Below are 14,035 nucleotides of genomic sequence, written 5' to 3' on the forward strand. Positions count from 1 at the left end.
CTGGTCGATCTTGATCATAGCACTGCAAATCTAAATTAGGTACTAAATATAGTGCTAGCCGCGCAGCGTCAAGCCATCGAGCGCGAACGGCGGCGCCTTCCCCTGCACCAGATCCGCCAGCACGGCCGCGCTGCCGCAGGCAAAGGTGAAGCCCAGTGGCCCGTGCCCGACGTTGAGCCACAGATTGTCATAGCGCGTGGCCCCGATGATCGGCGCGCTGCCCGGCGTCGCTGGCCGCAGGCCCGCCCAGGCCGACACTTGCGAATAATCCGCCGCGCGCGGCATCGTCTCGCGCACCAGGCGCGTCAGGCCCGCGACGCGTTTGGCATCGAGCGAGACATCCTCGCCCACCATGTCGACCATCGCCGCCACGCGCAGCCGGTCGCCGATGCGCGCATACAGCACCTTGCGCTCGAAGTCGGTCACGCTGATCTCGGGCGCGATGTCGTCCTGGCGGATCGGCGCGCTCAGGCTGTAGCCCTTGAGCGGATACAGCGGCAGGTAGATGCCGACCGTGTCGGCCAGCGTGCGGCTCTGGATGCCGGCGGCCAGCACATACGCGTCGGCCGTGACCAGGCCACCGACGGTGTCGATGCCGGTGATGCGGCCCCGCTCTGCACGCAGCCCCAGCGCGGTGCTGTTGACGACCCCGCGAAAGCGCGGATGCTCGCCCAGCCGTTCGGCCAGCGCCACGCAGAAGGCGTGGCAGTCGGCCACGGCTTCGCCCGGGTTGTAGATGCCGCCGGCCAGCAGGTGCTGGGCCGCGCCCAGCGCGGGTTCGTGCGCCGTGCATTCTTCGGGCGACCAGATCTGGCCCGCGCCGGGTTTGGACGCGGCGACATCGAACGCGGCGCGCGTGCGAAACACCACCAGCTTGCCGGCGTCGCGCCAGCCAAAGCGCTCTGGCGGCACGACCAGGGAGAGCGAAGCCATCGCCCGGCGCGATAGCTCGCCCAGCTCGAGCAGCTTGGCCGTGGTGCGGCGGTTGACGTCGGCGCGGCAGTGGGCCAGGAAGCTGGCCAGCCAGCGGTACTGGCGCAGGTCTGCCTCGGGCCGGAAGCGCAGCGGGCCGTCGGTCTGGAACAGCCATTTGAAGGCCTTGAGCGGGATGCCGGCGTCGGCCAGCGGCGCCACGTACCGGTAGCTGAGCTGCCCGCCATTGCCGTAGCTGGCGCCACTGCCCACGTCCGGCGCGCGCTCGAGCAGCGTGACCTCGTGGCCCGCCTCGAGCAGCCACCAGGCGGAGGCCAGGCCGACGACGCCGCCGCCAATGACGATTATGTGCTGCATGCCAGACTCTTTTTTTCGGGTGGGGACAGGGAGCTTAGGGGCAGCAGGCACGCACTGCCAATGAATCTAGCGCGCGCGCTCATAACCGCGATATATGTACGCGCCCGCATGCCGGTCAATCGGCCAGGCCGAGGATCGCGCGGCGGTGCAAGGCGGCCACGATGCGCTCTTCATAGCGCGCCAGTGCCGTCTCGCGGCCCGGTGTGGCGGCCGGGTCGGTTCCCGTGCCGCCGGCCAGCACGATCACGCCGTGGCCGCGTGCGCGGTCCATGGCGAACACGGAGCGCAGACCATAGGCGTCGCCCAGGTGGCCCACCGCATCGAAGCCCGGCGCCAGGCGCAGGCTGGGGCGGTCCGGATAGTGCGCGTTGCCGAATCCGCGCGGACTGAGGATGCTGCCCAGCGGATTGCCATTGCCGCCCACGCCGTCGTACGACCAGTGGCGCTTGAACATGCGCTCGAGCGTCGCGCTCTGCAGCAGGCGCTGCCCGCCATGCACGCCGCCCGCCATCAGCATGCGCATGATGACGCCCAGGTCGCGCGCGGCGATGCGCAAGCCGCCGGTCGGGCTGAAGGGCGTCGCGTTGGTGCCCGGGACGTAGCCGTCCAGGCCAGGGGGCGGCACCGGTGGCCGCGCGCCGACGTCGTCGACCTGGGCAATCCACGGCCCGTTCGGCGCCCAGACCTCGCTATCGACGACGCGCTTGCGGTAGATGGTCGCGATCTGGTCCTGCGCGGCCTTTGGCAATCCGGCCGGGTTGTAGCCGGCCTGCAGCCCGAGCGGCTGCAGCACCAGGCGCGTCATCAGCAGGTCGAACCGTTCGCCGGTGACGCGCTCCATGATCGTGCCGATGATGCCGAACCCCAGGTTGCAGTAGGTGTAATAGGCGCCCGGCCCGGTCAGGCTTGACCACATCGGCTGCGCCGCCGGCGTGACGACGGCCTTCAGCGCCGTCGTGGCCGGCCAGAAGTAGCCGGCATCATCCCGCAGCGACGACGTGTGCACGAGCAGGTGGCGCAGCGTGATGGCCTGGGCCGGGAAATGGGGATTACGCAGCGTGAAGCCGAGGTAGCCCGAGACGTCGGCGTCCAGGTCCACGCGGCCGGCTTCCAGCAGCCGCATCAGCCCGAGCGTGGTAACGAGTTTCGAGATCGACGCGATCCGGTACAGCGTCGCCGGCGTGGCCGGGCGGTCGGGGAACACGCCGTTACCGATCGTGCGCCGCCCGAATGCGCCTTCGTACACCGGCTGCCCGGCGCGCAGCGCCAGCACCGACAGGCTGGCCAGCGGGCAGGCCGGATCGTCGGCGATGGCCGCCAGTTCGGCGTCGAGCTGGCGCTGGGGTGCGCCCCCCGCATCGCCCGCGCCACCGCCTGTTGGCATCGCTGCAAATAATGGTCCCATCGTCCCCAGCATGGCCATGCCGAGCAGGGTGCGCCTGCCGTGATTCATGTTCGTCCCTTGGCGTTGCGTGATTGTGACTATCGGTCCAGCATACGGACTGCGCGAAACCCTTGACCAATGAATACCCGTGCGCAGGGCATAACCGTTTTGCATTGGTCGCAAGTGGTATGCTTCGATGGTATGCCAGCCCCCTTCGCCACGACGCCATGAACAGCCCCAGCCCCGGATTCCAGGTCGACCACGACGACAATTCGCCGCTCTATAAGCAGCTTGCGCGCAAGCTGGCGCAGGACGTGCGCGATGGCCGTTATCAGGCTGACCAGGCGCTGCCGTCCGAGCGCATGCTGTCCGAGCAGCTCGACGTCTCGCGCGTCACGGCGCGCAAGGCGATCGACCAGCTGGTCGACCAAGGCCTGGTGGTGCGCCGGCGCGGCTCGGGCAACTACATCGCGCCGCGCATCGAGCAGCCGCTGTCGACGCTGTCGAGCTTTTCCGAGCAACTGCAGCAGCGCGGCTATACCCCGCGCTCGCAATGGCTGCGGCGCGACACGATGCTGGCCGACGCCGACGAGCAGCTCTCGCTCGGCCTGTCGCCCGGTGCGCGCGTGGCGCGCCTCGAGCGCCTGCGCTTTGCCGACGACATCGTCATGGCCTACGAGGTAAGCGTGATTCCGGCCGCCGTGCTGCCGCGCCCCGAGCTGGTGGCCGCGTCGCTGTATGCGCACCTGTCCAAGTCCGGTCACCTGCCGGTGCGCGCGCTGCAGCACATCCGCGCGATGAACGCCGACCTCGAACTGGCCACGCGGCTCGAAGTACCCGAAGGCCGCGCGGTGCTGTTCATTACCCGCGTGGGGTATCTCGAATCGGGCCAGCCGGTTGAATTGACCCATTCTTACTGCCGCAGCGACCATTACGATTTCGTGGCCGAGTTGCGCCGGCAAGCCTGAATGCATAACCTGGCGGCATGACGGCGCCTGATCCTTTCATGGAAGCGCTTGTCAAAGTGGTATTACACTGGTTTTAACCAAACTGTGCAGGTGCGAGACAGCGATGCTCAATACCGAAACCCCCTCCCTGGCGCACACCGCGCTCGACCAGTATCCGACGACGGAACTGGTCAATGCCCTCGTCGATGACCAGTTCCATGCGGTGGACGCCGTACGCAAGGCCGGGCCGCGCATCGCCGCCGCCGTGTCTGCCGCAGTGCCGCGCATGGAAGCGGGGGGGCGCCTGGTCTATGTCGGCGCCGGCACCTCGGGTCGCCTCGGCGTGCTCGACAGCGTCGAGCTGTATCCCACCTTTTCCTGGCCCGCCGAACGCGCGCTGGCGCTGCTGGCCGGCGGCCACGGCGCGATGTTCGCTGCAGTCGAAGGCGCCGAAGACGACCTGGAGCAGGGCGCGGCGGATATCGCGGGGGTGAACGTGGGCCCGAATGACGTCGTGCTGGCGCTGGCGGCGTCGGGCGCCACGCCGTACGTGCTGGGGGCGCTCCGCGCTGCGCGCGCTGCGGGCGCGCTGACGGTAGGCTTTGCCAACAATCCGGATGCACCGGTGGCCACGCAGGCCGAGATCGGGATCACGCTCGACACGGGCGCCGAAGTCATTTCGGGCAGCACGCGCCTGAAAGCGGGCACCTCGCAAAAGATCGCGCTGAACACCTTTTCCAGTGCCCTGATGGTGCGTTTGAACAAGGTTTACGGCAACCTGATGGTAGACTTGAAGGCCACCAATGCCAAACTGGTACGACGTGCGATCCGCCTGACGAGCTTTGCCACCGGCGCCGACGAGGCGGCCGCGCAGGCGGTGCTGGAACAATGCGGCTTCCACGTCAAGACCGCGATCGTGGCCTTGTCCAAACAAACCAGTGTCGAGCAGGCGCAAGCGCTGCTGGAAGCGGCGCACGGCAGCGTGCGCCAGGCGCTCGCGTAAGCACGCGCCCTTTCAGCAGCACCGGCCTGCACGGCGCACGAAAGAGTCATGCAAAAACCGCAAGCGAACAGCCCGTGGCTGTGGGTGCCGTCCCTGTACTTTGCCCAGGCGATTCCGTATGTCGTCGTGATGAGCCTGTCGGTCATCATGTACAAGGACATGGGGATTTCGAACTCCGACATCGCCTTCTATACGAGTCTGCTGTACCTGCCTTGGGTGATCAAGCCGCTGTGGTCCCCGATCGTCGACATGTTCGGCACCAAGCGCCGCTGGACCGTGCTGCTGCAATTGGCCGTTGGCGCTTCGCTCATTGCGGTGGGCACCGTGCTGCACCTGCCCACCTTCTTCGTCGTCAGCCTGGCCGTCCTGTGGATCATGGCGTTCAGCTCGGCCACCCACGACATCTCGGCGGACGGCTTCTACATGCTCGGTCTGCGCCAGAAGCAGCAGGCGGCGTTCGTCGGCGTGCGCAGCACCTTCTACCGCCTGGCCACGCTGTTCGGACAGGGCCCGCTCGTGGTGCTGGCCGGTTACCTGGCCGTGAGCCTGGGCGATGTGCGCCAGGCCTGGTCGATCGTGTTCTACGTGCTGGCCGGCCTGTTCTTCGCTGCCTTTGCGTGGCACCAGTGGGCGCTGCCCGTGCCGCCCGACGACCACGCCGTCGCCAAGAGCGACAACCCGCTGCGCGACTTCGTCGGCACCTTCGTCGCGTTTTTCAAGAAGCGCGACATCTGGATGATCGTTGCGTTCATCCTCACGTTCCGCCTCGGTGAAGCGCAGCTCCTGAAACTCGTCGCGCCATTTTTGAAGGACCCCATCAGCGCCGGCGGCCTGGGATTGACCACCTCTGAATACGGCATCGCCTATGGCACGGTCGGCATCATCGCGCTGACGCTCGGTGGTCTGGCCGGCGGCTGGCTGATTTCGCGCGTGGGCCTCAAGCGCTGCCTGTGGGTCATGGTGTTCGCAATCCACATGCCCGACCTGGTCTTCGTCTACCTGTCGCAAACCCAGCCGACCGATCTGATGATTGTCTCGGCCTTCCTCGCGCTCGAGCAGTTCGGCTACGGTTTCGGCTTTACCGCGATGATGATGTACATGATCATGGTGGCCGATGGCCCGAACAAGACCGCGCATTACGCGATCTGCACCGGCCTGATGGCACTCGGGATGATGGTGCCCGGCATGTGGAGCGGCGACCTGCAGGAATACCTCGGCTACCAGCACTTCTTCATCTGGACCTGTCTTGCGACCATTCCCGCCTTCATCGTGGCGGCGCTCGTCAAGATCGATCCGGAATTCGGAAAAAAATAAGCGGACGGCTGACGCCCGCGCTGCCGCGCCCGACGTGGCGCCGGCGCGGAGCGTCAACCTCCGGTACAGCAACATCAAGGAGTTCTTTTTTTGCTTCCCAACCTGAACAAACGCACTTTCACGCTCGGCATGGCCAGCGCCGTCGCCCTGGGCCTGGCGGCCTGCGGCACCAAGCCCACCAAACCGGGCGCCGCAACTTTCATCGGTGGCAATGAGCCGCCGGCCGCGCCGCGCGAGTTTCGCGCCGCCTGGGTGTCCACCGTCGCCAATATCGACTGGCCCAGCCGACCGAACCTGAGCGCCGCCAAGCAGCAGCAGGAAGTGCTCGCCATCCTCGACCGCGCCCAGGCCATGAACCTGAACGCGATCGTGCTGCAGGTGCGCCCGGCCGCCGACACCATCTATCCGTCGAACCTCGAGCCGTGGACCGAATACCTGAGCGGCATCCAGGGCAAGGCGCCGCAGCCGTTCTACGATCCGCTCGCGTACTGGATCACCGAAGCGCATGCGCGCGGCATCGAGTTGCACGCCTGGTTCAATCCCTACCGCGCGCGGATGGACGCTTCGCGCGGCCAGTCGGCGCCGAACCACATCACCAACACCAATCCGGCCGTCGTCAAACGCTACGGCAAATTCATGTGGATGGACCCGGGCGAGCCGGCCGCCGTCAAGCAGACGCTCGACGTGATCCTCGACGTCGTGCGCCGCTACGACATCGACGGCGTGCACATCGACGATTATTTTTATCCGTACCCGATCGACGCCGCGCCGCAGGTGGCCGGCAACGCCGCGGCCCTGGACGGGCGCCCCGGCACGCGCGAACTGGACTTCCCGGACGATCCGGCCTGGCACCGCTACCTGGCCGGTGGCGGCCAGCTCGATCGCGCCAACTGGCGCCGCGACAACGTCAACCGCCTGATCGAAGCCATGTACAAGGGCATCCACGCCGAAAAGAGCTGGGTGCGTTTCGGCATCAGCCCGTTCGGCCTGGGCCGTCCGGACCGCCGCCCGCCCGGCATCAACGGCTTCTCGCAGTACGACAAGCTGTATGCCGACGCCGAGCTGTGGCTCGAGAAAGGCTGGGTCGATTACTTTGTGCCGCAGCTGTACTGGCCGATCAAGCCGCCGGGCCAGGCTTACGACGTGCTGCTCGATTACTGGATCAGACAAAATCCGCAGCGCCGCCACATCTGGCCAGGCCTGTTCACCAGCCGCATCGGCGCAGCGACCAAGGGCTACGAGCCGCAGGAGGTGCTGGCCCAGGTCGACGTGACCCGTACGCGGCCGCTGGCCACCGGCCACGTCCACTTCAGCATGGTGGCCCTGATGCAGAACCGCAAAGGGATCGCCGACCAGCTGCGCACGACCCGCTACGCTGGCCAGGCGCTGGTGCCGGCCACGACGTGGCTGGGCAACGAGCGGCCCGGTACGCCGCTGGTGGGGGCCTCGCGCCGCGCGCGCTCGGTCGACCTGACGCTCAAGGCGGGCAAGGCCAATGCGTTGTACGCGGTCTGGTCGCGCCATGGCGGCCAATGGCGTTTCGCCGTGGTGCCGGCCGTGCGCGTGGCCTGGTCGGTGCCGGATGACGCGACGCTGGGCGCGGCCGAGATCGTGGTGGTCAGCGCCGTCGACCGCCTGGGCAACGAGGGCGCACGCGTGCGGGTATGGGGCAAAGCGTAATGCAGGTAGCATCAGGTTTTATGGGCGGATTGTGTGATGTCATCTGATCGGGACACGATGAGCGGGTTTGGCCTGGGGATCGACGCTGGCGGTACCGAGACGCGCTGGGCGCTGGCGGCCCCCGGCGGCGCCATCCTGGCCGACGGTGTGGTCGCAGGCCTGTCGGCGCTGCAGATGGCCACGTCCGACGGGCGCGCAGCCGTGCGCGCCAGCCTCGAAGAACTGGCGGCGGCAGTGCTCGCGCATGCCAGTCCGCTGCGCATCCAGGCCGGCCTGACGGGGTTCGGCGGCGACGACGAACTGCTGCAATCGTGGCTGGCCCAGTTGCTGGGCGTCGCGCCCAGCGCCGTCACGCTGTCGAACGATATCGAACTGGCGTACCGCGCCAATTTCGCGCCCGGCGCCGGCTACCTCGTGTACGCGGGTACCGGCTCGATCGGCGCCTTCATCGACGCTGACCACGTGTTCCACCGCGCCGGCGGGCGCGGCGTGCTGCTCGACGATGGCGGCGGGGGCTTCTGGATCGCGCGCGAAGCGCTGCGCCACATCTGGCGCAACGAAGACGAGCAGCCCGGCTGCTGGCGCGATTCGCCGCTGGCGCAGGCCGTGTTCGAGCATATCGGCGGCGCCGACTGGAATGTGTCGCGCCAATTCATCTATCACGGCGAGCGCGGCGCAATCGGCAAGCTGGCGCTGGCCGTTGCCGCCAGCGCACAGCGCGATCCTGCCGCCGCTACGATCCTGAGCGAAGCGGGCCTCGAACTGGCGCGCCTGGCGCTGGCGCTCACGCGCCGTTTCGGCCCGCGCCCGGTGGTGCTGGCCGGCCGCGCGAGCGAACTGCATCCCTTGATCATCGAGACCATGCGCGCCGCGCTGCCGGCCGGGCTGGAGCTCACGCAGACCGGCCTGCGCGCCCACCACGGCGCCGCGCGGCTCGCATTGCAACCGGCCTCCACGCCACCGGCGCGCGCAACCCACAAGAACATCAACGAGGAATCCCCATGAAATCGATCTTTGCCGCTCTCGCCCTGGCCGTGCTGGCCGGTTGTACCACGACCGCCCCGACCACGCCGAAGTACGACACTACCTACGACGCAGTCGGCCAGTCGAGCCGCGCGCGCTTTCTGGTGCTGCACTACACGGTGGCCAACACGCCCGCCTCGATCAAGATCCTGACGCAGCAGCAGGTCAGCTCGCACTACCTGCTGACCGATGAAGCGCAGCCGAAGATCTACCGCCTGGTCGACGAGAACCGCGCCGCCTGGCATGCGGGCAATTCGAGCTGGAAGAACTTCACGCAACTGAACAACAGCTCGATCGGCATCGAGATCGTCAACGCCGGCTGGAAGGACACGCCGCAAGGCCGCGTCTATGCGCCGTTCCCGCAGGCGCAGATGGATGCACTGTTGCCGCTGGTGAAGGACATCGTCGCGCGCCACGGCATCGCGCCCGAGAACGTCCTCGGTCACAGCGATATCGCGCCGCTCCGAAAGCAGGATCCGGGGCCGCAGTTCCCGTGGCAGCGCCTGGCGCAGGAAGGCCTGATACTGTGGCCGGACGCGAACCGCGTCGCCGCCGTGCGCCCGGCCTTCGAGGCCCTGCTGCCGGACGTCGCCTGGTTCCAGCGCAAGCTGGCCACGCACGGCTTCGGCCTGGTGCAGAGCGGCGCGTACGATGAAGCGACCCGCACCACGCTGGCGGCGTTCCAGATGAAGTACCGTCCGCGCGATATCTCGGGCGTTGCCGATGCCGAGACGGCCGCGCTGCTCGAAGTGCTGACGACGCCGGCGAACACGCCGCCACCGGTGGTGCCGGCCGCACTGGCGCCCGTGGCGCCCGTTGCACCGACCGCGATGCCAGCGCCAGCACCAGCGCCGATGCCAATGTCGACCCCGACGCCGACGCCGACGCCGACCTTGCCCGAACCGACGCCGGTGCTGCCGGTCGAACCGACGCCGGAAACCGCCCCGGCCCCGGCCACGCCAGTCATCACCACGCCATGATGGCGGCACTTAGGGGATAAGCGATGCGTCTGCGCCATATCGAAGTATTCCACGCCATCATGCAGGTCGGCACCATCAGCGGCGCCGCCCAGGTGCTGCATATCTCGCAGCCGGCCGTGACCAAGGTGCTGCAGCACGCCGAGCTGCAACTGGGCATGCCGCTGTTCGAGCGCGTGCGCGGCAAGCTGTATCCCAAGCCGGAAGCGCACCGCCTGTTCATCGAAACGGAAAAGCTCCACCGCGACCTGCAGGGCATCCGCCGCCTGGCCGCGAGCCTGAAGGGGCGCGCGGTGGAAACCGTGCGCCTGGTGTCCACGCCGACCATCGCAGTGAGCGTGCTGCCGGCCGGGATGACCGCCTGGCGCCGCGCGTTTCCTGAAACACGTTGCGAGCTGGCCACGCACCACACGAGCGAAATCGTCAATGCACTGCGCCTGGGCGAAGCCGATGTGGGCCTGTCGCTGCAGGACCCGCGCCACCCCGGCATCGTGGCCGAGCCGATCGCGCATGGCCTGTTGACGGTGATGGCGCCGCGTGGCACCTGGAGCGACGCCGAATGCCGCACCCCGATCGCAGCCGACGGTTTGACGGGTGAACTGATCGGCATGGCCGATCGCGATCCACTGGGCGAGATGGTGATGGCGGCCTGCGAAGCGCAGGGCGTGCAACCGGTGTTTCGCACCGTGGTGCAAACGTACCAGATCGCCCGCTCGCTGGTCGAAGCCGGCGCTGGCACGGCGGTGGTCGATCCGTTCACGGCCGCCTCGGCGGCCGCGAACCAGGTGCAGTGCCGCCAGTGGTCGCCGTCGATTCCCGTGCACCTGTACCTGCTCACGGCCAGCCACGCGCCGCTGTCGCACGGCGCGCGCGAGCTGGCCAACTGCATTGGCGCGACCGCGCGCGCCTGTCTCGAACCAGCCTAGGATTCTTTCGCACCATGCACGCGTTCATCGCCAGCGAAGACATTGCCGCCAGCCCGGCATTCCGGCACCTGGACAGCATCGCCGGCATCCGGGTCGACCTGCGCTACGCCACCGCCAACAACTTCGTCGGACGCGATCTGTATTCGCCGTTCGATTGCGCCTGGCTGCATGTGCAGGCAGCCGCAGCGCTCGAGCGCGTGGTGGCCTGGCTGGCGGCGCACCGGCCCGACCTGACGGTGCTGGTGCTCGATGCATTGCGGCCGCAGCGCGTCCAGCAGCAGTTGTGGGATGCGCTGGCGGGCACCGACCTGCGCCTGTATCTGGCCGATCCGGCGCGCGGCTCGATCCATTCGTACGGCATGGCGCTGGACCTCACGCTGGTGGACGCGGCTGGCGATGAACTGGACATGGGCACCGGTTTCGACGACATGACCGAGCTGTCGCATCCGGCGCTTGAAGAAGGGTTTGTGCTGGCCGGGCGCCTCAACGAAGCACAGGTAGCCAACCGGCGCCTGCTGCGCGAGGCGATGCTGGCAGCGGGCTTTTTGGCCATCAAAACCGAATGGTGGCACTTCGACTGCGGCGACCGCGATCTGGTGCGGGGCACGTTCCAGCGCGTGCTGTAGCCGTCAGTTCATCGCGATCGCTTCGACCCGGTTGCGGCCATTGTGCTTGGCTGCGTACAGCAGCTTGTCGGCGGCCAGGATCAGGTCGGGCAGCGTGACGCGCCCGTCGTCGCGGGCGAAATCGTACGTGGCCAGGCCGAAGCTGGCGGTGGTCTGCAACCCGGGGCCGTCGGCATCCGGCGCGACCCGATTGGCCGCGAATGCCGCGCGCAGGCTCTCGGCCAGGCTGGTCCCTTGCGCCAGGTCGATGCCGGGCAAGACCAGCAAAAATTCTTCGCCGCCGTAACGCACCACGGCATCGACGCCGCTGCGCACCATCTTGTGCAGCAGGCCGGCAAAGGTACGGATCACGGCATCGCCCTCGTGGTGGCCGAAGGTGTCGTTGATGCGCTTGAAGTGATCGATGTCGCACAGGATGACCGACACCGGATGCTGGCGCTGGCGCGCGCTTTGCAGCTCATGCTCCAGCAGATGATCGTGCAGGTAGTGGCGGTTGTAGCAGCAGGTGAGCTGGTCGCGCTGGGCCAGCTGCTTGAGTGTCACCTGCAGCCGGAACTGCTCACGCGCCACCCAGTTGTAGCGGCGCGCCGCCAGGATGCCGAACGTGTTGATCAGCACCAGCAGCATGCCCATCGTGACCAGGTCGGACACGGGCCGTGGCGGCAGCACGAACGCGACCAGCGCCAGAAACACCAGCGAGGCGCCGGTGCCGAGCGCCGTCGAATACACCAGGCGGTTCGGGATATACAGGTAGATCACCACCAGCATGATCAGCATCGACATTGCATGCCAGTGCACTTCATGCGGCCGCGCCAGCGCCACCACCATGAAGCAGCACAGTGCGATGCCCTCGGACAGCGATGCCGCCAGCCGCATGGCCCGGATCGACAGGGGGCGGCGGTAGGCCAGCCAGGCCCAGGTGCCGGCGACGGCCGCGACCAGTAGCCGTGCCGGCAGCGTGTCGCGCACGGCCGCATCCAGGCCCAGTACCGCGATATCCGTCACAAAAAACGACAGGAAGAATGCGACGCAGAACACCAGCGTGAAGCCGAGCATGGCGCGTGTACGGTCGATCTGGCTGGAAAGGAACGCAGTTTCGCTGGCGCTGCGCGCGAATTCGCCGGTCAGGTAATGGATGTGCATGCGATGAACAGTGCGGCAGGTGACAATGCCTGCGACACACGATCCAGCATGCGGTGATGGTCGGACAGGACGGGATGATCCGGCATCGGCGCCGGCCGGACCGATCACCGGTAGCGGTGTCGGGCGAGTGACTATTGTGACAAGGTTTTCTTACTTGAAACTAACAAAATGTATCAGTTCATTAATTACTTTGTTAATTTTGCAAGATAACCCGGTTCAATCCCGTGACAGTTGATATCAACGCTGTGCCGCTACTGCGGATGTCGTTCCCGACCGCGCCACCCAGTCGACCAGTGCATCGAGCACCGCGCGCCCGCGCCCGTCCCCGGCCCGTTCGCTGTTGACCATCGCCACCACCACGCACAGATTGCCATTTGCATCCGGTACGTAGCCGGCCACTGCGGTGACGTTGCGCAGCGTGCCCGTTTTCAGGCGCGCGCGCCCGGCGGCGGGCGTGCCGGCCAGGCGCCGTCGCATGGTGCCATCGACCGCGCCGATCGGCAGGCTGGCCTGGAATTCGGGCGCCCATGGGCTCCGCAAGCCCGCCTGCAGCAGGCTGCCCATCTGCTGCGCGCTGATGCGCTCGATGCGCGACAGGCCCGAGCCATTGTCGATCACGAACCCGGTGTCGTCGATGCGCTGCGCGCGCAGCCAGTCGCGCACCGCGGCATCGGCGCGTGCGAAGGTGGTGACCTCGCCAGACGGCAGCGCCAGGCTGCCGTCGACCGGATCGCCCTGCAGGCTGCCCAGGCTCAAAAACAGCAGGCGCGCCAGCGTGTTGTCGGATGTCTTGTTGATGTCGCGGACCAGTTCCGGCAAGGCGCGCGCGGCGTGCGCGGCCAGCACGCGCGCATCGAGTGGCGTGGCGCCGGTGATCGTGCGGCCACTGAGCGTGCCACCCAGATCGGTCCAGGCGCGGCGCACGAAGCGGCCCACGTAATCGTCGCGGTCGAGCACATTGACGCTGTAGCTGCGGTTGCAGTTCTTCGGGAAGGTGCCGCGCAAGACCACCTCGATGCGGCCATCGGGCGCGCGCCGCGTCTCGGGCAGCTGCCAGCCGTCTTCCCACTTCGCGCAATCGCGCTCGACCAGCGTCATTGCCGAGGTGACCGACACGCGTTCGAGTTCCGGGTACATGCGCAGTTGCAGCGTGGCGCCGGTCGCGCGCATGTCCAGCTGCAGCATGTTCTTGTTGAGGAGGAGGGCGTCGGGGATCACGTTGTAATACGCATCGGGCGACTCGTCGAACGGCGGCAGGCCGACATCCGGGCGCGCCGGCTGGAACAGGCTGCGATCGAGCACCAGGTCGCCCTCGATGCGCTCGATGCCCTGGTAGCGCAGCGCGCGCAGCATGGCCTCGAGATGCTCGCCGGCCAAATCGGCATCGGCGCCGCCCTTGACGTACAGGCTGCCGCGCAGCACGCCGTCCTTGATGTCGCCGACGGTGCGCAGTTCGGTGCGGCCACGGAACGTGGGGCCAAGCCGTTCGAGGCCGATCAGCGTCGTCACCAGCTTGATCGTCGACGCCGGCTGCATCGGCAGCGCCGCCTGATGCGACAGCACGGCCGCGTCGCCGCGCAGCACCAGCAGGCCCACTTCGCTGGCTGCGATGCCGCCTTGCTGCATCAGCTGCGCCACCGGCGCCGGTAGCTGGGCCTGGGCGAGCGACGTGGCGCACAGCAGCGACAGGACGAGGGTGGCGCGTTTGAACATGCGTGAATC

Annotated in this window: 12 protein-coding genes; 8 read left to right on the plus strand and 4 right to left on the minus strand. The window is 67.6% G+C overall.

Annotated elements, in window-relative coordinates:
* Nucleotides 1-54 precede the first annotated feature (54 nt).
* Nucleotides 55-1,290 (minus strand): D-amino acid dehydrogenase, encoded by a 1,236-nt coding sequence (locus HD842_RS12970; protein WP_183555030.1) that lies wholly within the window; start codon nucleotides 1,288-1,290, stop codon nucleotides 55-57.
* A 115-nt stretch (nucleotides 1,291-1,405) separates the two neighbouring features.
* Nucleotides 1,406-2,743, minus strand: coding sequence for a serine hydrolase domain-containing protein (locus HD842_RS12975; RefSeq protein ID WP_183555032.1), 1,338 nt, complete (start codon nucleotides 2,741-2,743; stop codon nucleotides 1,406-1,408).
* A 158-nt stretch (nucleotides 2,744-2,901) separates the two neighbouring features.
* Between HD842_RS12975 and HD842_RS12980 the strand changes: the two genes are divergently transcribed.
* From HD842_RS12980 to HD842_RS13015, 8 genes are all read left to right on the plus strand, one after another.
* Complete coding sequence (locus HD842_RS12980; RefSeq protein ID WP_183555034.1) at nucleotides 2,902-3,642, plus strand: GntR family transcriptional regulator; 741 nt, start codon at nucleotides 2,902-2,904, stop codon at nucleotides 3,640-3,642.
* An 82-nt stretch (nucleotides 3,643-3,724) separates the two neighbouring features.
* Nucleotides 3,725-4,624 (plus strand): N-acetylmuramic acid 6-phosphate etherase, encoded by a 900-nt coding sequence (gene murQ / locus HD842_RS12985; RefSeq protein WP_267875177.1) that lies wholly within the window; start codon nucleotides 3,725-3,727, stop codon nucleotides 4,622-4,624.
* Nucleotides 4,625-4,672: 48 nt separating this feature from the next.
* On the plus strand, nucleotides 4,673-5,938 hold the full coding sequence (locus tag HD842_RS12990; RefSeq protein WP_183555038.1) for an AmpG family muropeptide MFS transporter: 1,266 nt from the start codon (nucleotides 4,673-4,675) through the stop codon (nucleotides 5,936-5,938).
* Nucleotides 5,939-6,028: 90 nt separating this feature from the next.
* The gene (locus HD842_RS12995) at nucleotides 6,029-7,618 is read left to right on the plus strand and encodes a glycoside hydrolase family 10 protein (protein WP_229424743.1); all 1,590 of its coding nucleotides are present in this window, start codon (nucleotides 6,029-6,031) and stop codon (nucleotides 7,616-7,618) included.
* A gap of 36 nt (nucleotides 7,619-7,654) precedes the next feature.
* Complete coding sequence (locus tag HD842_RS13000) at nucleotides 7,655-8,623, plus strand: N-acetylglucosamine kinase (protein ID WP_229424744.1); 969 nt, start codon at nucleotides 7,655-7,657, stop codon at nucleotides 8,621-8,623.
* Nucleotides 8,620-9,621 (plus strand): N-acetylmuramoyl-L-alanine amidase, encoded by a 1,002-nt coding sequence (locus HD842_RS13005; RefSeq protein WP_183555040.1) that lies wholly within the window; start codon nucleotides 8,620-8,622, stop codon nucleotides 9,619-9,621. Before HD842_RS13000 ends, HD842_RS13005 begins: the two co-directional genes overlap by 4 nt.
* Before the next feature lie 23 nt (nucleotides 9,622-9,644).
* Nucleotides 9,645-10,544, plus strand: coding sequence for a LysR family transcriptional regulator (locus HD842_RS13010; RefSeq protein WP_183555042.1), 900 nt, complete (start codon nucleotides 9,645-9,647; stop codon nucleotides 10,542-10,544).
* A gap of 14 nt (nucleotides 10,545-10,558) precedes the next feature.
* Nucleotides 10,559-11,170 (plus strand): M15 family metallopeptidase, encoded by a 612-nt coding sequence (locus tag HD842_RS13015; RefSeq protein ID WP_183555044.1) that lies wholly within the window; start codon nucleotides 10,559-10,561, stop codon nucleotides 11,168-11,170.
* Nucleotides 11,171-11,173: 3 nt separating this feature from the next.
* On the opposite strand, the gene HD842_RS13020 is transcribed toward HD842_RS13015, so the two are convergent.
* Both HD842_RS13020 and dacB read right to left on the minus strand, forming a co-directional pair.
* Entirely contained in the window at nucleotides 11,174-12,313 is a 1,140-nt protein-coding gene (locus tag HD842_RS13020; protein WP_183555046.1) for a GGDEF domain-containing protein, read from the minus strand.
* A gap of 237 nt (nucleotides 12,314-12,550) precedes the next feature.
* A complete protein-coding gene (dacB, locus tag HD842_RS13025) occupies nucleotides 12,551-14,026 on the minus strand; it encodes a D-alanyl-D-alanine carboxypeptidase/D-alanyl-D-alanine endopeptidase (protein WP_183555048.1) in 1,476 nt (491 codons plus the stop codon).
* Nucleotides 14,027-14,035: the final 9 nt, after the last annotated feature.

Origin of the sequence: Massilia aurea, from assembly GCF_014200505.1 — a bacterium.
Taxonomy (GTDB): domain Bacteria; phylum Pseudomonadota; class Gammaproteobacteria; order Burkholderiales; family Burkholderiaceae_D; genus Telluria; species Telluria aurea_B.